The sequence below is a fragment of the Roseobacter sp. genome (assembly GCF_039970775.1).
Lineage (GTDB): Bacteria > Pseudomonadota > Alphaproteobacteria > Rhodobacterales > Rhodobacteraceae > Roseobacter.
On sequence record NZ_JBDVLG010000025.1, the window covers coordinates 41,695 to 62,204 of the forward strand.

Annotated in this window: 17 protein-coding genes and 1 tRNA gene; 11 read left to right on the forward strand and 7 right to left on the reverse strand. The window is 55.8% G+C overall.

Features of this window, described 5'->3' with window-relative positions; genetic code table 11:
• Nucleotides 1-46: 46 nt before the first annotated feature.
• Complete coding sequence (locus ABJH13_RS05115; RefSeq protein ID WP_348405139.1) at nucleotides 47-670, reverse strand: MarC family protein; 624 nt, start codon at nucleotides 668-670, stop codon at nucleotides 47-49.
• A 16-nt stretch (nucleotides 671-686) separates the two neighbouring features.
• The gene (locus ABJH13_RS05120) at nucleotides 687-2,546 is read right to left on the reverse strand and encodes an ABC-F family ATP-binding cassette domain-containing protein (protein ID WP_348405140.1); all 1,860 of its coding nucleotides are present in this window, start codon (nucleotides 2,544-2,546) and stop codon (nucleotides 687-689) included.
• A gap of 134 nt (nucleotides 2,547-2,680) precedes the next feature.
• Between ABJH13_RS05120 and ndk the strand changes: the two genes are divergently transcribed.
• Nucleotides 2,681-3,103 (forward strand): nucleoside-diphosphate kinase, encoded by a 423-nt coding sequence (gene ndk / locus ABJH13_RS05125; protein ID WP_348405141.1) that lies wholly within the window; start codon nucleotides 2,681-2,683, stop codon nucleotides 3,101-3,103.
• Nucleotides 3,104-3,181: 78 nt separating this feature from the next.
• Here ndk and ABJH13_RS05130 read toward each other — a convergent pair whose 3' ends face one another.
• Both ABJH13_RS05130 and ABJH13_RS05135 read right to left on the reverse strand, forming a co-directional pair.
• Complete coding sequence (locus ABJH13_RS05130) at nucleotides 3,182-3,511, reverse strand: TfoX/Sxy family protein (protein WP_348405142.1); 330 nt, start codon at nucleotides 3,509-3,511, stop codon at nucleotides 3,182-3,184.
• Between the two features lie 323 nt (nucleotides 3,512-3,834).
• Nucleotides 3,835-4,512: a hypothetical protein gene (locus tag ABJH13_RS05135; RefSeq protein WP_348405143.1), complete on the reverse strand. Its 678-nt coding sequence runs from the start codon at nucleotides 4,510-4,512 to the stop codon at nucleotides 3,835-3,837.
• Between the two features lie 241 nt (nucleotides 4,513-4,753).
• Here ABJH13_RS05135 and ABJH13_RS05140 point away from each other — a divergent pair, with 241 nt between their 5' ends.
• From ABJH13_RS05140 to choV, 4 genes are all read left to right on the forward strand, one after another.
• Nucleotides 4,754-7,999 (forward strand): chemotaxis protein CheB, encoded by a 3,246-nt coding sequence (locus ABJH13_RS05140; protein WP_348405144.1) that lies wholly within the window; start codon nucleotides 4,754-4,756, stop codon nucleotides 7,997-7,999.
• 114 nt (nucleotides 8,000-8,113) lie between these two features.
• Entirely contained in the window at nucleotides 8,114-9,040 is a 927-nt protein-coding gene (locus ABJH13_RS05145; protein ID WP_348405145.1) for a choline ABC transporter substrate-binding protein, read from the forward strand.
• 70 nt (nucleotides 9,041-9,110) lie between these two features.
• Nucleotides 9,111-9,944: a choline ABC transporter permease subunit gene (gene choW / locus ABJH13_RS05150; RefSeq protein WP_348405186.1), complete on the forward strand. Its 834-nt coding sequence runs from the start codon at nucleotides 9,111-9,113 to the stop codon at nucleotides 9,942-9,944.
• The gene (gene choV, locus ABJH13_RS05155; RefSeq protein WP_348405146.1) at nucleotides 9,941-10,972 is read left to right on the forward strand and encodes a choline ABC transporter ATP-binding protein; all 1,032 of its coding nucleotides are present in this window, start codon (nucleotides 9,941-9,943) and stop codon (nucleotides 10,970-10,972) included. The genes choW and choV overlap by 4 nt, the downstream gene beginning before the upstream one ends.
• Before the next feature lie 122 nt (nucleotides 10,973-11,094).
• On the opposite strand, the gene ABJH13_RS05160 is transcribed toward choV, so the two are convergent.
• Nucleotides 11,095-13,275, reverse strand: a complete 2,181-nt coding sequence (locus ABJH13_RS05160) for an EAL domain-containing protein (protein ID WP_348405147.1) — start codon at nucleotides 13,273-13,275, stop codon at nucleotides 11,095-11,097.
• A gap of 701 nt (nucleotides 13,276-13,976) precedes the next feature.
• Between ABJH13_RS05160 and ABJH13_RS05165 the strand changes: the two genes are divergently transcribed.
• The 5 genes from ABJH13_RS05165 (at nucleotide 13,977) to pgi (ending at nucleotide 19,149) form a co-directional block, all read left to right on the forward strand.
• On the forward strand, nucleotides 13,977-14,603 hold the full coding sequence (locus ABJH13_RS05165) for a diguanylate cyclase (protein WP_348405148.1): 627 nt from the start codon (nucleotides 13,977-13,979) through the stop codon (nucleotides 14,601-14,603).
• A gap of 245 nt (nucleotides 14,604-14,848) precedes the next feature.
• The gene (locus tag ABJH13_RS05170) at nucleotides 14,849-14,992 is read left to right on the forward strand and encodes a hypothetical protein (RefSeq protein ID WP_348405149.1); all 144 of its coding nucleotides are present in this window, start codon (nucleotides 14,849-14,851) and stop codon (nucleotides 14,990-14,992) included.
• Between the two features lie 433 nt (nucleotides 14,993-15,425).
• Nucleotides 15,426-16,892: a glucose-6-phosphate dehydrogenase gene (zwf, locus tag ABJH13_RS05175; RefSeq protein ID WP_348405150.1), complete on the forward strand. Its 1,467-nt coding sequence runs from the start codon at nucleotides 15,426-15,428 to the stop codon at nucleotides 16,890-16,892.
• Nucleotides 16,889-17,560 (forward strand): 6-phosphogluconolactonase, encoded by a 672-nt coding sequence (gene pgl / locus ABJH13_RS05180; RefSeq protein WP_348405151.1) that lies wholly within the window; start codon nucleotides 16,889-16,891, stop codon nucleotides 17,558-17,560. The genes zwf and pgl overlap by 4 nt, the downstream gene beginning before the upstream one ends.
• Nucleotides 17,557-19,149: a glucose-6-phosphate isomerase gene (pgi, locus tag ABJH13_RS05185; protein ID WP_348405152.1), complete on the forward strand. Its 1,593-nt coding sequence runs from the start codon at nucleotides 17,557-17,559 to the stop codon at nucleotides 19,147-19,149. The genes pgl and pgi overlap by 4 nt, the downstream gene beginning before the upstream one ends.
• A gap of 50 nt (nucleotides 19,150-19,199) precedes the next feature.
• Here pgi and ABJH13_RS05190 read toward each other — a convergent pair whose 3' ends face one another.
• Entirely contained in the window at nucleotides 19,200-19,685 is a 486-nt protein-coding gene (locus tag ABJH13_RS05190) for a thioesterase family protein (protein WP_348405153.1), read from the reverse strand.
• A gap of 210 nt (nucleotides 19,686-19,895) precedes the next feature.
• On the opposite strand from ABJH13_RS05190, the gene ABJH13_RS05195 reads away from it, so the two are divergent.
• Complete coding sequence (locus ABJH13_RS05195; RefSeq protein ID WP_348405154.1) at nucleotides 19,896-20,339, forward strand: hypothetical protein; 444 nt, start codon at nucleotides 19,896-19,898, stop codon at nucleotides 20,337-20,339.
• Between the two features lie 54 nt (nucleotides 20,340-20,393).
• Here the strand turns inward: ABJH13_RS05195 and ABJH13_RS05200 are convergent.
• Nucleotides 20,394-20,467 (reverse strand) — tRNA-Gly (locus tag ABJH13_RS05200).
• Between the last annotated feature and the right edge of the window lie 43 nt (nucleotides 20,468-20,510).

The following is a 20,510-nucleotide window of genomic DNA, read 5'->3' on the forward strand; positions in this document are numbered from 1 at the left end:
GTGCTCCTGTTGCGTGGCTTACCATATAGGCACGCAGGCGCAAAAATCACCCCGCGCCGGGGCCAAAGCCAAATGCGCTAAGCCCATCAAGCACGAATTGCACCGACAACGCCGCCAGCAACATGCCCAAAAGCCGCGTGACCACGGTGATGCCTGTCTTGCCCAAACCGCGTTCGATCAGACCGCTAGCCTGAAACAACGCCAGTACAATCACCATAACCAGCGCCGTCGCGCCCAACACCATGACGGCACCTTCTAGGCCGGGACGTTGGCCCATCAACAAGATGATCGATGCAATGGCACCGGGCCCGGCAATAAGCGGAATAGCCAGCGGAAAGACCGACGGGTCGTTGTGCTCTTCTTCGGTCTGGTCTTCGCGGCGTTTGGTGCGGCGTTCAAACAGCATGTCGAGCGCGGTCAGAAACAGCAACACACCGCCCGCCACCTGAAATGCGGGCATGGATATCCCGATCGCGCTCAGCAATGCTTCGCCAAATATCGCAAAGGCCAGCAGGATCACAATGCCGATGATCGTGGCGCGCAAGGCGATATGTCGGCGCGCTGTCGACGACATGCCATGGGTCATGGCCACAAACAAAGGCGCCAGTCCGATGGGGTCAATCACCACCAACATGGTCACAAAAGCTGTGATGAAAAACGCAAGCTCCATGGTCAGTGCTTGGCCATTACGCTTGGGCCTTTTCGAGCTTTTCGAGCGCGCTCATCCATAGGGCTTCGGCACGTTCCAACGCCTGCATGACTTCGGCGTATTTGCGGTTCCAGACCTCAAGCTCGCCTGCTTTTGCGTCTTCATAGAGCGCAGGATCTGCCAGTTTTTTCGCGAGCTTGTCACGCATATCATTCAGCTTGGTGACGCGGCCTTCGGATTTGCGGGTCTCGGATTTTAACGCCAGAATTTCATCGCGTGTGGCGCGTTTGGGTTTTGCGGCTTCGACGGGTTTCTTGCTGTGTTTGCCCGCAGGCTTTTCCGGCGTCAGCAGCATTTTGCGATAAGATTCAAGATCATCGTCATAGGGCTGTACGGTGCCGTCAGACACCAACCACAGCCGGTCCGCGACCATCGACAACAGGTGCATGTCGTGGCTGACCAAAATTACCGCACCGGAATAGGCGGTTAATGCCTCAACCAAGGCCTCGCGGCTTTCGATATCGAGGTGGTTGGTCGGTTCATCGAGGATCAGCAGATGCGGCGCATCTAACGTGGCCAACAACAGCGACAACCGTGCTTTTTGCCCCCCCGACAGCCGCCCGACCTCGGTTTCTGCTTGATCCGGACCCAAGCCAAAACCCGCCAGTTGCGCGCGCAATTTCGAATGCAAAATGCCCGGGCGCGCCGAGATCATATGTTGCAGCGGCGTTTCGTCGACGATCAATTCATCCACTTGATGTTGTGCAAAGAATCCGATGCGTAACTTGTTGGATTGAATGGATTTCCCGCCCATCAAAACCAAACGCCCCGACAGTAATTTGGACAGGGTCGATTTGCCCTGACCGTTTTTACCCAGCAACGCGATACGGTCATCTTGGTCGATCCGCAGGTTTAACCGGTTCAGCACCGGCGTGTCGGAATAGCCAACAGACCCGCCTTCCATCGAAATAATCGGCGGCGAGAGCTCTTCGGGTTCGGGGAAGGTAAACACCCGCTTGGCCGCCTGCTCGGGGCTAGAGATCATGTCCATTTTTTCGATCATTTTCAAACGCGATTGCGCTTGTTTCGCCTTGGACGCCTTGGCCTTGAACCGGTCAACAAAGGCCTGCATGTGGTCGCGGCGGGCTTGTTGTTTTTTGGCCATCGCGGCCTGCACCGCGCGCTGTTCGGCGCGTTGGCGCGCGAATTGATCATAGGGGCCCTGATAGAGCGTCAGATTACGATCTTCGAGATGCAAAATAGCGCCGACAGCCCGGTTCAGCAGCCCACGATCGTGGCTGATGATAATCACCGTATGGGGATATTTCGCCAGATATGCTTCGAGCCACAGCGCGCCTTCGAGATCCAGATAGTTGGTCGGCTCGTCGAGCAACAACAGATCGGGCTGCGCAAACAGCACCGCCGCCAAGGCAACCCGCATGCGCCAACCGCCCGAAAAATCAGAACAGGGCATGTGCTGCTCGGCGTCTTCAAACCCCAGACCCTTCAGGATACTAGAGGCGCGGCCTTCGGCCGACCACGCGTCGATATCGGCCAATCGCGTCTGGATATCTGCGATGCGGGTGGGGTCGGTGGCGGTTTCGGCCTCTTTCAGCAGTTCGGCGCGTTCTGTGTCGGCCTCAAGGACGGTGTCGAGCAGCGAGGTCTCGGAGGATGGAACCTCCTGGGCCACGCCGCCGATGCGTGCGCGACTGGGCAGCGAAAAATCGCCGCCGTCCAGAGACAGTTCCCCCCGAATGATCTTGAACAGGGTGGTTTTGCCGGCCCCATTGCGGCCCACCAGACCCACCTTGTGGCCTTCGGGAATAACGGCGCTGGCCTCTTCAAACAGAGGTCGGCCCTCGACGGAATAGCTGATGTTGGAAATGCGTAACATAGGCGCGGTGTGCCGCATCGCGCGCCGAGCGTCAATCGCCGCTTTCCATGCGGGATCGTGCGTGTTAGGTGGGCCGCGAAATTCAAGGCGTATGGGCACGGGGCCCGGCGCAATATGACAAGTGGAGTTTTACTATGGCCCTTGAGCGGACATTTTCGATTATCAAACCAGATGCCACACGGCGCAACCTGACCGGCAAGATCAACGCCAAATTCGAAGACGCAGGTCTGCGGGTTGTTGCGCAAAAGCGTATCCACATGACCAAAGACCAAGCCGGCGTGTTTTACGCGGTGCATTCTGAGCGTCCATTTTACGGCGAATTGTGCGAATTCATGGCGTCCGAGCCAGTGATTGTACAGGTTTTGGAAGGCGAAGGCGCCATTGCCAAAAACCGTGAAGTCATGGGCGCAACCAACCCAGCGGACGCGGCACCGGGCACCATCCGTGCAGAATTCGCCGAAAGCGTTGGCGAAAATTCTGTGCACGGTTCCGATGCGCCAGAAACTGCAGCGGTCGAAATCGCTTATTTCTTCTCCGGCATGGAACTGGTTGGCTAAGCCGAATAGGCAACTGACCAACGATTTAGGCCGCTCCGTTTGGGGTGGCCTTTTTTGTGCGTGATCAAAAGATGTGCGTTAGGGGGCGGCGCGGACCCCGATTTGATCCATCATTTTTTCAAACTCGCTGAGGCCTGCGTCGAAGGCTGCGGCCTTGATCGCATCGAATCGTTTGCGCAGTTGCTTTTTTTCGTCGCCTTTACAGTCGTTCCACGGGCGCCCTTGCAGCGCCATGACTAGGACATAGTAGCCAATGAAATGCGGTTTCGTTCCAGTGCGAAGCAACTGCGTGTAGGCGTCATCGGCGCCAATGCTGCGCAGGTCTTCGGCGGAATGAATGCCTGCGGTGTGGCAGGCATCCTGCATCGCGGGGCCAAGGTTGCGAATGGAGGACACGGGTGTTGTCATGGCCGCGATTATGCAGCTCGGCGGCGCCGTGTCACCCCGTTAATCGCGCCTCAGATGCTGGCGTAATCGGTGATTGGTGGCCGCGCGGGGGCTGTGTCTTTGCGGGCCTGCTGCGGTGTGGTAACTGGTTTGTGTTGCTCTGTGCTCATGTGCTCGATCCTTATCCACGTCATGCGGCATGGCCGCTTCTGTCTTAAGGTTCACCCTTATTTTTGCCAGCCGAGCGGCATCAATAAGGCGAGACTATGCCAATTGAGTTGAAAATTAACTAATTAGCCTGAAATTCGTATAATTTTAAGGACTTTAGAGGATCTGCCGCGCGCTTATCCGCGCGGCAGGCCCAGAGGTCTCACCCCATAGTCTGGATCAAGATGCATCTGCGTTGGCTGCACGTGCCCAATACCGGCGTTGAAGATAAACCGTTTCAACAACTCGGTCTGAAACTCAAATTCTTGCGCACGTTCTGCAAATCCTTTGCATACGCGGTCCTTAGTGTCGACTTGACCATATTCCAAATCGCGGGTCATGTTTAGCAATGGGAGGCAAATATCGACGAGTACGTTCGTTGCAAGTCGTTCTGCATGGTTGGAAAAGGGTTCTTGCAGGCCAACGTTTTCAATAAACGCGTTGTTGAGCCCACCCATGAACTCCTTGAAACGGATGATAGTGTTGCGGACGCCCTCTTGTAGGTCCATTATGAGAACATGAGCGCCAGACAGTACCAGGCCCGGTAATTCGACTACGAATTCAGGTAGAGATAAAACCTGCGTCCCCTCAGGGACGTTGGCCAAGCATCTACGCAGAGAATGGGCTAATTTTCCAACTAAAACATCATCGAGATCGGCAGATGTTTGAAACGAGACACGGTTTCGGAACTTGCGGCCCAATATTTCAGAGGATCGAATAGCAATAGATTGGTCTTCTTTAATTATAAGGTTGAAGGTTAATACGCGGTCGGACAAATCCGATGGTAAAGGTGAAATAATATTTGGATCTGTCATGATTTAATCCACAAATCGCATTCAATGGCTTTAGCTTGCAGTAAAGTTAGTAGTTAAGTGTGAACCCACCGTACGGTGCCCGTTGCCTAACTAAAAGGGAAATATTGTTGCAGGGCTGTTCTCAGGGTTGTGTTCGTTGCCATAGCGTTATTACAATTGCAAATTTCGGTTACTTTTAACAGGTTGCGATTAGGGCGAGGAAGTACGCTCACAAAACTCGAAACATCATGGGAGAGTGGACGTGCACGAAGCCGATACTGACGAATTGACAATCATCGGGATAGGATCGTCGGCAGGCGGGCTCGAGGCCATACGCGAGCTAGTCGCGACATTGCCGACAGAATTGCAGGTGGCGTATGTGGTGGTGCAACACATGTCACCGCACCATAAAAGTTTGATGACAGAATTGGTAGCGCGCCAGACCAGTCTGAAGGTGCGTGATGTGGTGCATGGCTGCATTCCCGAACGGAACGTGATTTATATTACGCCACCCAAGACCGATGTCGTCTATAAAGACGGTAAACTTAATCTGGTTGATCCCAGTCACGAGGCGGCGTCGCCCAAGCCGTCGGTTGACCGTTTCTTGCTGAGCCTCGCAGACGAACACGGCGAAAAATCCATGGCCATCATCTTATCGGGCACAGGCACCGATGGTGCCTATGGTGTGCAGGCGATCCGCGAGGCTGGGGGCATTACCATCGCGCAAGATACCGAGAGCGCAAAATATGACGGCATGCCGGTATCTGCAATGCAAACCGGGTGCGTCGATTTGGTGTTGCGACCTTTTGAAATTGGCACGCACCTGCAAAAAATTCTGACCTCGCCGCGTGATTTCGGTGCCTTCCGACAAGAAACCTCCGAAACGGGTTTATTGTCGGATCTCATGCAAATTTTGCTCGCCCGTACGCGCGTAGATTTTCGGGAGTACAAACAAACCACGATCAACCGCCGGATTGCGCGACGTATGGTTGCCCTAGGGATCGAAAGCCACGAAGAATATACGCAATTTTGTCGGGGTAGCCCGGAAGCCGTAGACGCGCTGTTTAAGGATCTGTTGATATCTGTCACACGGTTTTTTCGTGACAAACGCGAGTTTGAGGCTCTGACCGAGTTGCTGCCGGCTCTTGTAAAGAAAAAGGACAAGGGGCCGGTTCGGGTGTGGATCGCCGGGTGTGCCACCGGCGAAGAGGCGTATTCCATCGCGATCTTACTGTGCGAAGCATTGGGGGGGGCCAAGGTCCAATTAAAAGATCACGTGCAGATCTTCGCGACGGACATCGACAAGGACGCGTTGGAGGTGGCCCGCAAAGGGGTTTACGGAATGGGCGCTCTAAATGACATCCCCAAAAATATCTCGGATCAATATTTCATCCAACAAAACGACGGGATTCGGGTCATCGATTCGCTGCGGTCCGCGATCTTATTTTCCGATCACAACGTGTGTCAGGATCCCCCCTTCCAGAAGGTTGATCTGCTGTGCTGCCGTAACCTGCTGATCTATTTCGGCACCTCGCTGCAGCACAAAGTCATGTCGCGGTTCCATTACGCGCTGACGGACAGTTCGTTGATGTTCCTAGGGACAGCGGAAACAGTGGCCGGATCAGACGAATTGTTCGTGCAAGACAGCCATTCTGCGCATATCTACCGCAGGCGGTCGATCCGACGATCCGAGCACATGCCATTTTCGAATTCACGCAGCGTGCCGCAGTCGCGCAAAATTCTGGCGGCCTCTGCGCCGAAAACCAACACGGCAGGATATTCGACCGACCGTCAGATGTTCGAGGCGCTGGCGCTGTCATTGGGGAAAAACTCGGTTCTGGTCACAGATGAATATTCGATCATTCGGATCTATGGGAACGTCAGCCCGTATATCGAGATGAACGAGACCAGTAGTCTGAAGATGCACATTGATCTATTGCGTCGGCCTTTCCGGGAAGAAGCGCGCAGTTTGGTCACCCTGGCGTTGAAAAATGAGGAGCATCGCACCGGTGTCCGGCATTTGCTGGCAGAGGACGACGATGCGGAGATCCGGCTCGACGTCTATCCGATTATCGCGCGCGACTTGAACGAACACGCGGCGTTGGTTGTGTTCAGCGAGGTTCAGGTTGATCGCACGAAGGGGCTGCAAACTGACAGGCAGCTGGTCGGCGATACCGTCGACAGCGACCGCATTCGGCTGCTGGAAGATGAGGTGGCCACCACCCGCGAGGCGTTGCAGCAGACCATTGAAGAGCTGGAGACCTCGAACGAGGAATTGCAGTCTTTGAACGAAGAATTGCAATCGACCAACGAAGAACTGCAAGCCACCAACGAGGAACTTGAGACCTCGAACGAAGAACTGCAATCGACTAACGAAGAACTTATCACGGTCAACGAAGAACTGCAGGTCACCGCGGCTGAGCTTAGCGGGCGAACGGGTGAATTGATGTCTGTTCTGGAAACCGCGCCCTTAGCGATCATGGTGCTTGATACGGCGTTGCAGATTTCGCAGGCAACGAATGCGGCCGCCGAGATGTTTGGCCTGTCGCGTCCGGTGTCGAACCGGCATATCAGCCAATGCGTCTTGCCAGAAAACTGCCCGATGCTTGCGCCGATTTGTAACGAGACACTGAAACTGGGTGAGCCGATTTCGCGGGAATTTACCTCAAAGGGTGCGCGGTACAAGATGACGTGTTCGCCGTTCTTTGACATGCGCGGCCAGATGAAAGGCTCGACTATGGTCGTGTCGGAATTCCCCGGTCTTGCGCAGGAATTGGACCTTATTCTCGACCACGCCGAAATTTTCATGCTCAACCGGACGACCGATGGCAAGATCCTGCGGATCAGCGAGAAATTTGCCAATGTTTTGGGCACAACCCGCCAGAAAGCCGAAGGCGAGAGTTTTGAAAAGATCGCGGATAAACAAACCGTACTGGCCGTGAAAAAGCGCGACGAAGCGTTGATGAACAGCAAATCGGGCAGCTACAGCGACATCAGTGCCATTGTGTCGCAAGAGGGTGGCCAGCCGTGCTGGATGAGCACCGAGAACTTCATCTTTGCGGATCCGTCTCTGTATACGTCGTCGTTGTATTCGGTTGGCACAGATATCAGCGAGGTTGTCGAAGCCCGGCACGAAGCTGAAGGTGCGCTGACGCAGCTTGAACTGTTGCAAAACTTGGCCAAAATCGGCGTTTGGTCGTATGATCTGAAGACCAAGGCGGTGTATTGGTCGTCCGAAGGGTCGCGCATTCATGGCGAGGGCCCTGAGGGTGACGCGCCTGATTTGGACGGCGCGCTGGACTATTACCACCCCGACGACCGCGAGGCTGTGAAAGAGCACATCGAAACTGTGGTCGAAAAGGGCGGCGATTTCCGGTTCAAACATCGTCTGAGCAATCGTCAGGGGGAAACGCTCTTGGTTGAATCTTTCGGCCTTGCGCGAACGGATGATGACGATGCCGTCAATAAAATAATTGGTGTTTTCAGAAACTTACCATCTGAGGCGTGACAGCCCCGTTTGACCCACTGCGATGAATGCCACGGGCGGTCGTCGGGCCTTTCGCCTTGACCCGCCCGTTTTGGCTGCGCATCTATGGCGTGAAATCCAGATGGGAGATATCACATGACACTCAAGACAACCGCCAGTGCGCTGGCCTTTCTAAGCATGGCCGGTGCGGCGGCTGCGGACTGCTCTGACATCACATTTTCCGACGTGGGCTGGACCGATATCACCGCCACAACAGCCGCCACAACGGTTATTTTTGAGGCGTTGGGCTATGACACCGACATCAAGGTGCTGTCCGTTCCCGTAACCTACACGTCGATGGCCCAAGGTGATGTTGATGTGTTTTTGGGCAACTGGATGCCGACGATGGAAGCCGATATCGCGCCATACCGCGAGGCGGGCACCGTGGATACCGTGCGCGAAAACCTCGAAGGGGCGAAATACACACTGGCCGTGAATAAGGCCGCCGTGGATCTAGGCATCAAAGATTTCGCGGATATCGCCGCCTATGCCGATGCGCTGGACGGTCAAATCTACGGCATCGAGCCCGGCAATGACGGCAACCGCCTGATCCAGTCGATGATCGATGGCGGCGCGTTTGGTCTGATTGATTTCGAAGTCAAAGAAAGCTCCGAACAGGGGATGCTGGCACAGGTAGAACGTCTGACCAAGCGCGACGAACCGATTGTCTTTTTGGGCTGGGAACCACACCCGATGAATGCCAATTTTGACATGGGATACCTGACCGGTGGAGATGAGGTCTTTGGCCCCGATTTTGGTGGGGCGACCGTCTACACCAACACCCGCGCCGGGTATGCTGCGGAATGCCCGAATGTGGGCGCACTTCTGGGCAACCTGAAATTCACGCTGGCCATGGAAAACGAGATCATGGGCGCGATCCTGAACGATGGTACCGACCCCGAAGAGGCAGCCACCGATTGGTTGACCGCGAACGCCGATGTGTTTGCGGCATGGCTTGACGGTGTGACCACGCTGGACGGTGGCGATAGTGTTGCCGCAGTGAATGCCGCCTTGGGTCTGTGATCAGATAGGCACCGCCCTGCGCCCGTTGCGGCGCGGGGCACTTTGAGGCCTGAAGGGGAGGCGCTGCGTGCTGGATTGGCTGACTGATTCCAAAATACCTGTTGGCAAAACCGCGGCTGCGTTTTTCGATTGGCTGCAATCCAACGGGGAATGGGCGTTTGACGGGCTCGCCGTCGCGATGGAAGCGATGATCGATGCGATCCTGTGGATCTTGCAAACGCCGCATCCGTTTGTGATTATCGCGGCCTTTGTCGCACTGACCTGGACGTTGCAACGCAGTTGGAAAACGTGCCTGTTTGTCACGTTGGGCTTTTTGTTCATTCTCAATCAGGACTACTGGGAAGAAATGACCGAAAGCATCACATTGGTGCTGTCGGCTTGCGTCGTGTGCATGGCGATTGGCGTGCCCATCGGGATTGCAGCGGCCCATAGACCGCGGTTGTTTCAGGTCATGCGGCCTGTGTTGGACTTGATGCAAACGCTGCCAACCTTCGTATACCTTATTCCTGCCATTGTGTTTTTCGGCATCGGTATGGTGCCGGGCCTGATTGCAACAGTGATTTTTGTGGTGCCGGCGCCGATCCGGTTGACGCATCTTGGTATCAGCTCGACCCCGACACCGTTGCTCGAGGCGGCGGATGCGTTTGGCGCAACACCGATGCAAAAACTATGGAAAGTCGAGCTCCCCTATGCGCTGCCTCAGATCATGGCGGGGTTGAACCAAACGATCATGCTGTCGCTGTCGATGGTGGTGATCGCGGCCTTGGTGGGCGCGGACGGGTTGGGCGTGCCCGTGGTGCGGGCGCTCAATCAGGTGAATACGGCATTGGGCTTCGAGAGCGGATTTATCATTGTGGTGGTGGCGATTATGCTGGACCGCATGTTGCGGGTGGATCGCAAATGACGGCGGCTGTTGAATTTGACAATGTCTCGATCGTGTTCGGAGACGCGCCGCATCGGGCGTTGCCCGAAATGGATGCGGGGAAATCTCGGGCTGATGTACAGCGCGCCACAAATCAGGTTTTGGGGGTGCACGACTGCTCGCTGACGGTCGAAGCCGGTGAAATACTGGTGCTGATGGGCTTGTCGGGATCTGGCAAATCAACGTTGTTGCGGGCGGTAAACGGGTTGAACCCCGTGGTGCGCGGCGCCGTCAGGGTGCACGATGGCACGTGGTCTTGCGACGTGACGCATGGGTCTGCGGCGGCTGTTAGGCGGGTGCGGCGCGAATGCGTATCGATGGTGTTTCAACAATTTGGGCTGTTGCCGTGGCGCACTGTGCGCGAAAATGTGGCGCTGGGGCTTGAACTTGCGGATGTGCCCAAAGCAGACCGGATCGCCCGCGCGAACCGTCAACTGGAACTGGTGGGTCTTTCAGATTGGGCTGATCGTAAGGTGGGCGAGCTTTCGGGGGGAATGCAGCAACGGGTGGGTCTTGCGCGGGCATTTGTGACGGACGCGCCGATCCTGTTGATGGATGAACCCTTTTCTGCGCTGGATCCGTTGATCCGCAATCGGTTGCAAGATGAGCTGATTGACCTGCAACAAGATCTAAAGCGGACGATTGTCTTTGTCAGTCATGATCTGGATGAAGCGTTCAAACTGGGCGACCGCATCGCGATCATGGAGGGGGGGCGGATTGTGCAATGCGGAACCCCACAGGAGATTTTCTCGCAACCTATAAACGAATATGTCGCTGATTTTGTTGCACATATGAACCCCTTGGGCGTGTTGCGTGCCGGGGACGTGATGGAACCTGTAACCGGAACCACAACACAAAACGTGGCTGCCGACACAGAGCTGGAGGCCGTGATGCGCATGTTGCTGGACGATACTGGGCCACTTGGCGTGCAACACGAAGGGCGTATCGTGGGTCAGATTAGCAAAACCGGGGTCATTGCTCGTATCCTGGATCCGCGCAAAGCGATGTAATCGAGGATTCTGGGCCGTATGCGTGAAACATCACCCGTGCGGTTACGCGTTCGCTTGGGGGATTTCGGATCCGATTGTGGTGTTTGGTTCTGGCTCCTTTCGAAACGCAACCCTAGCCACGACTATCGCGAGATCTTTGCGGGCGCCTCGTCCATGAAGGCGGGTGAAAATCCCGCCAGGTATGATTTGAGGTTCGCTTCGGGCATCGGGCGCGCGAAAGCAAACCCTTGAAGGGTTTTACACCCCATACTGCGTAATGCCCTCGCGTGTTCGATTGTTTCCACGCCTTCGGCTGTAATGTCGATGTTCAACGAATGGCCGATGTCGACGATAGCCCGCAACAATCCGCGCGCCTGTTCGCTTTCAAAAAGAGGCCTGATCAAACGACCATCGATTTTTATGGTATCGGGGGCGACTTTCAAAACACCGATGATAGACGCACGACCGGACCCAAAGTCATCTACTTCAATTTCGATACCACATTCTTTGAGGAGGTCGATGTGATGGGCAAAGAGCGCGGTTTCGTCTTCGAGCAAAATGGATTCAAGCAGTTCGAACGCTACCCGCGTGCCGCCGGTTTGCAATGCCTTAACAGATTTGATGATGTCGGGGTCATGCACACGGGCAGCAGAAACGTTGAACGCAAGCTTTGGGATCACAAGACCATCTGCCTTGAACCGGCCAAGCGCCTCTATCGCTTTTTCGAACATCATACGGTCGATTTCATGCACGACCCGCATCTGTTCCGCGATTGGTATGAAATCCAGCGGCGGGATGCACCCCTCGGTGGGGTGGGGCCAGCGCGCAAGAACCTCAAAGCCGGCGACTTCGCCAGTGATAGCGTCAATTTGCGGTTGAAAGAAGGGGACAAATTGCCGTTGATCAAGTGCGGTCCTTATCTGACCCGCACGGCGTCTGCGATGTGTGATTTCTTGTTTCAGGCTTGGTGTAAAAACCGCCATCCGTCCACGGCCCAAGCGTTTGGCCTGAAATAGCGCGGCATCCGCTGAACTCAGGACTTCGGTGTAGTCACTGGGCAAAGACGTGACGCTGGCGATGCCAAAACTGGCATCAAAATGGCAATGCCGCCCTTCAAACATGAAGGGAACTTCGATCAATGCCCGGAGTTTTCGCAATGTGTCTTCGGCATCGGATTCGGTTTTTCCGGGTGCCAACACGATCACAAATTCATCGCCTCCCAAGCGGGCCGTAAAATCGAACGGTTCCAGCGTGGTGTTGAGGCAATCGCCCACACGGCATAAAACGGCGTCACCTGCCGCGTGACCCAAAGTGTCGTTCACGGATTTAAAGTGATCCAAGTCAATGCGGACAACCGTTGTTGTTTGGCATCTGGCTTGCGGATCTGCCCACCGCTTGGCCATCGCCTCGTCGCAGGCGCGGTGGTTGGGTAAGCCTGTCAGCGAATCGATCAAAGACAGGGCTTCCATCCGGTTGCGCGCTTGTTCCAGCTCTTCTGCACGCGCGTGTTCTTCGGTGACGTCAAAGATATAGCCATGCCAGATCACGTCGCCGTTTGGTTGAACGGTTGGCGTCGCATGTAACCGGTTCCATTGCAGACCGCGTTCGGGGTGGAGTAAGCGATGTGTGATGTTCAAGGGTTCATTCGTTGTCGTTGACCGTGCGATGGCCTGCTGGACGCGCACGGCATCGTCTGGATGGTCGTTTTGAAATGCCGCAGCGGGGTTTTGCAATAACATCTGTTTTGTCGTGCCCAACAGGGGCCCCATCCCGGAATTTATGTAGGTAAATTTCGGGGTCCCGTTGCTGTCAATCACGTATTCGAAAATGCCACCCGGCACGTTGTCCGTGAGGTATTTGAGCCGGTTTGACGCGGCTGTCGCCCTCTTGGCGATTTCTTTGCGCTCGCGCTGAAGCTCGAACGCGTGGGTTTGGTCAATTGTCATGCCAAGGATGCCGATAATGACGTTGTCTCGTCGCAGCGGTGACATGGTGATATCTGCGTCTCGCGTGCCGCCGTGGCGGTCACCGCGCGAAACTGTGTGCGTGACCGTTTCACCTGCTAAAACACGGTCTTGCCGCGCGCCCCAGTCTTCGCTCTTTGCAAAATCGGCCGCGATGTCGGTCACGAATTTACCGTCTAAATCTCCGACTGATCCTCGGTCGGTGGGGTTTTGATACACATGCCGCCCGCTCTGATTGAGCACAAAAATAGCGTGCGGCCAGTCGTTGAACACTTGTCCAAGACGGTAAACGTCGATTTGCACAGAGCCTGACCCATGCGTGCCAGTGGGGCCGCTCTTAGATTTAGTGCGCCGCTGCATAGCATTTTCCCGACGAGATCAGTTGATTTAAAGGCGGGGTCTCCATTTGGCTGCGGATTGATTGCACGCGCCACCCATTAACCTTCACACGGATAGCGGTATGCGATTACCAGATCGTAAAACCCAAGGTGTTATCGAGTTTCATGGTTACCAATGTATTGAAACAGGGGGTCTTCGACGCCGCGAATGGGGGTAACCAACGTAACATTGCGTCGAATTTTTCCTCTTCGAGCCATTAAAAACAAGCACGAAAATGGGGGACCTCTCTCTGGCAGGCGTGGGGAATATTAATGACTTTGGGCCGTAATCATATCCGCTAGGCGGAGTTTTGTAGTTTGAATAGAGTTATCGAGTGTCTGACATATGAACATCACGATGGTCTTTTGGCCGTGGCGGTGCTTGTTTGTGTCGTTGGCTCGGCTCTGACGGCTCAAATCGGTGGCGATCTCATTCATGCGTGCACCGGCCACCGCCGATACCAGACGTCACTGGCGGGTCTGTTGGGGGAACCACGGTCTGGTCCACGCATTTTATTGCGATGTTGGCGTATGAACCCGGATTTGCTCATGGGTATGAAACCAACGCGACCATCGCATCACTTGTGCTTGCGATCTGCGGCATGTTGGGGTCTTCCGCCACATTGGTCTATGTGCGATCGCGGTTCGTTGTCCTGATTGGGGGGGCTGACGTTTGGGCTGACAGTGACCGTTATGCACTACGTTGTGATGTCCGCGTATGTGCTGCCGGGCCACATCATCTGGGAACCCCAGACAATGGTCGTGTCCTGCGTTTTGGGTGTTGCCTTCGGAGCGGGCGGCGTGCACCGGCTGATCCACCCTGTGACACGTTATTGTTGGTTGGGCGGTGCAGTTTTCTTCATCCTGTCCATCTGTGCGATGCATTTTACCGGGATGGCGGCCTTTTATTTAGAACTCAGCCCGTTCTATGCAGTCCCAGAAGAAATCTTGTCCGACATCGTGCTGGGGGTTTGGGTATTTGGTGTCACGTCGGTGATCTTTGTCGTCGGTTTTGTGGGCATTAACATTGAACTCGACTCAGAACACGAATCCGTTGCGCGGGTGCAACGCATGGCCACGTTGGATGCGCTGATAGGGCTGCCGAATCGGGTGGCCTTTGTCCAATATTTGGCAGAACAACCGCAGGATAAGACGATAAACTCCGCCGTGCTGAGCATTGGGCTCGACCGGTTCAAAGAGATCAACGACCTGCACGGCTATATCGCCGGCGACATCGTTCTGTGTCAGATCGCGCAACGGTTGTCTGTAGCGCTTGGCGATGGGGAATTCATTGCCCGCGCGGGGGGATGAATTTGCGGCCGTAAAGGACGGCTTCAGGCGGAGCCAAGAGGTGGAGGCCTTCGCAGAACGGATAGACACGATCATCATGGGACCGATCCCTTTTGAAGGGTCTACATTGTCTATTGGCGCCTCAATTGGCGTTGCGACGACCCTCAAAGATGGTGCCGATCTGGACAGTTTGCTGCATAAGTTCAATTTGGCCTTGGTCTGCCGCAAAGACACGGCACCGGACTATCAGTCTGTTCAATCAAGACATGGAACAGCAAAATCGCGGACGGCTGGTGTTGATCGACGATCTCAGGAACGCGATCGACCGACATGAACTTGAACTGGTCTATCAATTGCAAAGCGACATCGCGACCCGCGAGATTAGTGGGTTTGAGGTGCTGCTACGCTGAAACCACCCTGAACGTGGCCGCGTGTCTCCTGCCGATTTTATTCCGCTGGCAGAAGAAGCCGGATTGATCCAAAGGGTCGGTCTTTGGGCCCTTCGCGTGGCGTGTTTCGAGGCCGCGCAATGGGATACGCCCATCAATACCGTCGTCTTCCCGGCGCGAAATCGCAGTGAGCTATAAGTGTAGGCATCAACGTTCGGCTTGTGCGTGGAGCGTCACCAAGCCATTGATCACATTGGGCGGTGTTGCGTCGCCGGGGAAGGTGCGCGCGATCAAAATTGATGTATATTGCCGAAAACATGCCAAAAGAGATAAGGTATCGCAATAAACCCTGCTTTATCCGCGTGTGTGACCCTTGTGATCGGTGGGTATTCAAGGCATGTTTGCGCTAACGGAAATCCCGGCCCGATGGCCCAACACATCAGGATGACATCCTATGGTTTCGCGCGTTATTCCGGTCGATCCTTTCGATCTTGTTATTTTTGGCGGCACCGGCGATCTGGCCCGGCGTAAAATTCTGCCCGGTCTGTTTCGACGGTATTGTGCCGGTCAGATGCCGCCAGAGGCGCGGATCATTGGGGCCGCACGGGCCGATATAGATGACGCGGCCTACCGCGAGATGGTGCGCGATGCGATCAATGAATTCAGCGACGAAGGCTCGGTCGATGCGGATAAATTAACCAGTTTTATCGCTGATCTGTCTTATGTCGCGATTGATGCGCGCGGCGAAACCGGGTGGCGCCAGCTGGTCACGCATATGCGGCGCGGTGTGGTGCGCGCGTTTTATTTCTCTGTTGCGCCAAGCCTGTTCGGTGATTTGGCAGAACGTTTGAACAACCATGGCTTGACCGACAACAACAGTCGGATTGTGGTTGAAAAACCGTTTGGCCGTGATTTGGCCAGTGCCCGTCAGCTTAACCAAGATCTCGCGGCGTTTTTTGACGAAAGCCAGATCTACCGGATCGACCACTATCTGGGCAAAGAGACGGTGCAAAACTTGATGGCCGTGCGGTTTGGCAACATGTTGTTCGAACCGCTGTGGAACAGCCAGTTTGTCGACCATATTCAAATCACAGTGGCCGAGACGGTCGGTGTTGGCGGGCGCGGCGAATATTACGACAAATCCGGCGCGATGCGCGATATGGTGCAAAACCACCTGATGCAGTTGCTGTGCCTGATTGCCATGGAACCCCCCGCCAGGTTTGACCCCGACGCGGTGCGTGATGAAAAACTCAAGGTGATCCGCGCGTTAGAGCCGGTCGAACCGCATCACATCATTCGTGGTCAATATGACGCCGACCCGACGGACCCGGTGGAAAACCCATCATACCGCGAAGGCGCGGAAAACCCATCGTCGAAAACCGAAAGCTTCATTGCGATGAAGACCCATATCGCCAATTGGCGGTGGGCCGGCACGCCGTTTTATTTGCGCACGGGCAAACGGCTGAGCGCCCGGTCCTCCGAGATTTCGGTCATGTTCAAAGACACGCCGCATTCTATTTTTGGCGAAGAGGCAGGCCGGCACCGCAATGTGTTGTCGATCCGCTTGCAGCCCAACGAGGGGATGCAGTTGGGCGTTACGATCAAAGAACCCGGCCCGGGCGGGATGCGGTTGATCGATGTGCCGCTGGATATGAGCTTTGCTGACGCGTTGGGCCCCGATGGTGGCGAAAACGTCGACGCCTATGAACGGTTGATCATGGATGTGATCCGCGGCAACCAGACCTTGTTTATGCGCGGAGACGAGGTCGAGGCGGCCTGGACCTGGACAGATCCTATCATCGAAGGCTGGACAAAACGCGGCGACGTGCCCAAACCCTATGACAGCCACAGCGCAGGGCCCGATGCGTCCACCCAACTGATGCGTCGTGATGGCCGCGAATGGCGAGAGGTGACCCCATGAAAATAAACGAAAATGCAGATCGCGACATGGCGGTGATGAATGTCGCCCATGCGCTGACCAGTGATTTGCGCAAATGTCTGTTGCAGCATGAATTCGCGAGCTTTGCGGTGCCGGGCGGCACAACACCCGGCCCGATCTTTGACGCCATGAGCACCGTCGATATCGATTGGCACCGGGTGCATGTTTTGCTGACAGACGAACGTTGGGTGCCCGAAGACGATGCGCGGTCCAATGCTGGTTTGGTCAAGGCTCGGCTGTTGACGGGCAAGGCCGCGGCGGCCCAATTTGTGTCGCTCTACCGCGACGGGTTGTCGGTGGACGATGCGGCGCCGCAGGTCGCAACGGCACTTGCATCCGAGGTGCCTATATCGGTTTTGTTGCTGGGCATGGGCGCGGATATGCACACCGCGTCGCTGTTTCCCGGCGCACCCGGGGTGGCGGCGGCGATGGCGCCTGACGCACCATTGGTCTGCGCGGTGAAACCTGCGGACCAACCAGAGGCGCGGATCACACTAAGCGCCCAAGCGCTGAGCGGCGCGATGGACAAACACCTCGTCATATTCGGCGATGACAAACGCGCAGCCTTCACGGCATCGCGCAACCTGCCACCCGAACAGGCACCTATATCTGCCGTTATTTCAGGAGGGACCGTGCATTGGGCAGCATGACGCAACACTGGAAAACATTGACGGATTTGCACCACCAGACGGCTGATCGTTCTATCTTGTCGTTGTTTGACGCCCCCGGACGTGCAGGCACGTTTTCGGCGCAAACGGGCGATATGCTGTTTGATTATTCCAAGACAAATATAGATGCTGAAACGCGGTCTGCGCTGATCGCGCTGTTGGATGCGGCAGATGTCGCTGGGCGGCGGGACGCTATGTTTGGCGGCGCCCCGATCAACGAAACGGAAGGGCGTGCGGTTTTACACACCGCGCTGCGCAATCTGGATGGCCCGGCGGTTTTGGTCGATGGCGCTGATGTAATGCCCGGCGTGCTGGCCACGCTGGACCGCATGCGCGCATATGCCACCCAAATCCGCGACAGCGCGATCACGGATGTGGTGAATATTGGCATCGGTGGGTCCGATTTGGGCCCAGCCATGGCTGTTGATGCGTTGGCGCCGTACCACGATGGCCCCAAATGTCATTTTGTGTCGAATGTGGATGCGGCGCATATTTCCGATACGTTGCGGGGGCTGGATGCCAAAACGACACTGGTGATTGTCGCGTCCAAAACCTTTACCACAATCGAAACAATGACCAACGCGCGCACAGCCAAGGCGTGGATGCAGGAAAATGGGGGCGATCCGGGCACGCAGTTTGCAGCGCTCAGCACGGCGGCTGACAAAACAGCGGCGTTCGGCATTCCGGCGGGTCAGGTGTTTGGCTTTGAGGATTGGGTCGGCGGGCGGTATTCGATGTGGGGGCCGATTGGTCTGGCGCTGATGATTGCCGTTGGCCCAAAGGGGTTTGATGCGTTTTTACGTGGCGGTCAGGCGATGGATCTTCATTTTCAATCGGCGGCGTGGGATGAAAACCTGCCTGCTATGTTGGCCCTCGTGGGGATCTGGCACGCGCAGGTTTGCGGTTATGGCAGCCGCGCCGTTTTGCCGTATGATCAACGGTTGTCCAGGCTGCCCGACTATTTCCAACAGCTCGAAATGGAATCGAACGGCAAGGGCGTCCAGATGGATGGCAGCCCCGTTGAGGTCAGCAGTGGCCCTGTGGTTTGGGGGGCGGCTGGCACCAACGGACAGCATGCGTTCTATCAATTGATCCACCAAGGCACGCGCGTTGTGCCGTGTGAATTCATGATTGCTGCCAATGGCCACGAACCCGATCTGGCGCATCACCACCAGTTGCTGACCGCCAACTGTCTGGCTCAGTCAGAGGCGTTGATGCGCGGGCGCAGCCTTGAGGACGCGCGGGCCAATATGCAGGCGGCGGGCTTGGCTGGGGCCGAGCTGGAACGTCAGGCGCGCCACCGTGTATTTGCGGGAAACCGGCCGTCAACGACGCTGGCGTATCCGCTGTTGGATCCGTTTACATTGGGCCAGATCGTGGCGTTGTATGAACATCGCGTGTTTGTCGAGGGCGTGGTGTTGGGGATCAATTCCTATGATCAATGGGGCGTTGAGTTGGGCAAGGAACTGGCAACATCCTTGCAACCGGTCATCGAAGGCACCGCCGACGCGGCTGGCAAAGACGGCTCAACCGCATCTTTGGTGGGCTTTATCCACCAACATAGCGCATAGTCAAAACGCCGGCCCGCATGTGCAGGTCACCGGGCATTTGCGCGGTGACATCAACCGGCAGCGGGCTGTGCCCCATCCACCGTGATGAAGGTGTCGCGCACGGCTTTGGGGATGGGATAGCGCGCCTGACCGTCGGGGGTCAGCAACACCATGACGCAGTCAAAGGTGGCGCGCAATGTGCCACCCGACCACAGGGTTTGCGCCAAGGAAAATGACGTGTTGCGAAAGGCTGTGCAGTGGCAGGTGACCACATAGTCTTCGTTCATCCGCATTTCTGATTTGTAGTGGATGTTCGCCGAACGGATCACGATCCGCGGGTCATCAGGGGACATCAACGATTGCGCCAACCCGTGGCTTTGCACATAGCGCACGCGCACCTGCTCAAACCAATGCATATAAACCGCGTTGTTGACGTGTTTCAAAACATCAAGCTCTGAAAATCGGACCCGATCTGCCAGCGCCATTGGGGCAGGGTGGGGAATGCCAAGATCGCGTTGCGTTTGGTGCGACAAGGGGGTGTGGTAAAGAAGTGTCATACCGCTTTCATTAGGCGTTGTCGCGGGCGTTGCCAAGCTGTTGTGGGTGAGGCGACAGGCACGGTGGCTCCGCGGGCCACACAATAGCGTGACCCCAGAGACACTTTTTAGAATATCCCAACGGGGCGGCGTGGTTTTAACCCAATTGCGATAAAAACACCGTACAAGGAACTCAACCACAGATTTAACACCACACGCTGGAGACACCCGATGAAATTGCCTGCGCTGATTTTAGCTGCTGCACTGCCCACCACTGCAATGGCAGGCCCAGACCGGATTTCATTTTTGTTGGGGTCGGAGCATATAAACGCGACCCGTGATTTCCGCGAATTTAACCCCGGCGTCTTTTTAACTTGGGAACGTAAGACCTTTGATTACAGCATTGGTCTGTTCCAAAACAGCTATTCTAATGTGTCACCGTTGATCTCTATCGGGTATGATATCGAATTGGCAGAGGAGCTCGAGGTGGGCGCATTTGCAGGATTCGCGGTCTATCCTGGTGAAGGTGACCAATTCAGCCATTCCATTGGCGATGTGATCCCTTTGTTGGGCCTACAAGCGCGCTACCGCAGCGTTTTTGCACAGCTTTTGCCCGCAGATGGCCAATCGACTGACGGTGTTTTGACCTTTGGTGTGACCTTCGCATTGGACTGAGGGGTAAACCACAGTTAGTGCGGGTCGTTCCTGTGTAAATATCATATCTGGGATTGGAGCGGGTGAAGGGAATCGAACCCTCGTCATCAGCTTGGGAAGCTACTGCTCTACCATTGAGCTACACCCGCGTGCGGTGCTGATACCTTGGATCCCCCGGGCTCGCAAGGTGCT

Excerpts from the sequence above, each read along its gene's own strand:
- ABJH13_RS05120 (WP_348405140.1), bottom strand. The coding sequence starts at position 2,546 with ATGTTACGCATTTCCAACATCAGCTATTCCGTCGAGGGCCGACCTCTG.
- ABJH13_RS05195 (WP_348405154.1), top strand. The coding sequence starts at position 19,896 with ATGAAATTGCCTGCGCTGATTTTAGCTGCTGCACTGCCCACCACTGCA.
- ABJH13_RS05130 (WP_348405142.1), bottom strand. The coding sequence starts at position 3,511 with ATGACAACACCCGTGTCCTCCATTCGCAACCTTGGCCCCGCGATGCAG.
- ABJH13_RS05145 (WP_348405145.1), top strand. The coding sequence starts at position 8,114 with ATGACACTCAAGACAACCGCCAGTGCGCTGGCCTTTCTAAGCATGGCC.
- ABJH13_RS05160 (WP_348405147.1), bottom strand. The coding sequence starts at position 13,275 with ATGCAGCGGCGCACTAAATCTAAGAGCGGCCCCACTGGCACGCATGGG.
- ABJH13_RS05115 (WP_348405139.1), bottom strand. The coding sequence starts at position 670 with ATGGAGCTTGCGTTTTTCATCACAGCTTTTGTGACCATGTTGGTGGTG.
- ABJH13_RS05135 (WP_348405143.1), bottom strand. The coding sequence starts at position 4,512 with ATGACAGATCCAAATATTATTTCACCTTTACCATCGGATTTGTCCGAC.
- choV (WP_348405146.1), top strand. The coding sequence starts at position 9,941 with ATGACGGCGGCTGTTGAATTTGACAATGTCTCGATCGTGTTCGGAGAC.
- zwf (WP_348405150.1), top strand. The coding sequence starts at position 15,426 with ATGGTTTCGCGCGTTATTCCGGTCGATCCTTTCGATCTTGTTATTTTT.
- pgi (WP_348405152.1), top strand. The coding sequence starts at position 17,557 with ATGACGCAACACTGGAAAACATTGACGGATTTGCACCACCAGACGGCT.
- ABJH13_RS05170 (WP_348405149.1), top strand. The coding sequence starts at position 14,849 with ATGGAACAGCAAAATCGCGGACGGCTGGTGTTGATCGACGATCTCAGG.
- ABJH13_RS05190 (WP_348405153.1), bottom strand. The coding sequence starts at position 19,685 with ATGACACTTCTTTACCACACCCCCTTGTCGCACCAAACGCAACGCGAT.
- ndk (WP_348405141.1), top strand. The coding sequence starts at position 2,681 with ATGGCCCTTGAGCGGACATTTTCGATTATCAAACCAGATGCCACACGG.
- pgl (WP_348405151.1), top strand. The coding sequence starts at position 16,889 with ATGAAAATAAACGAAAATGCAGATCGCGACATGGCGGTGATGAATGTC.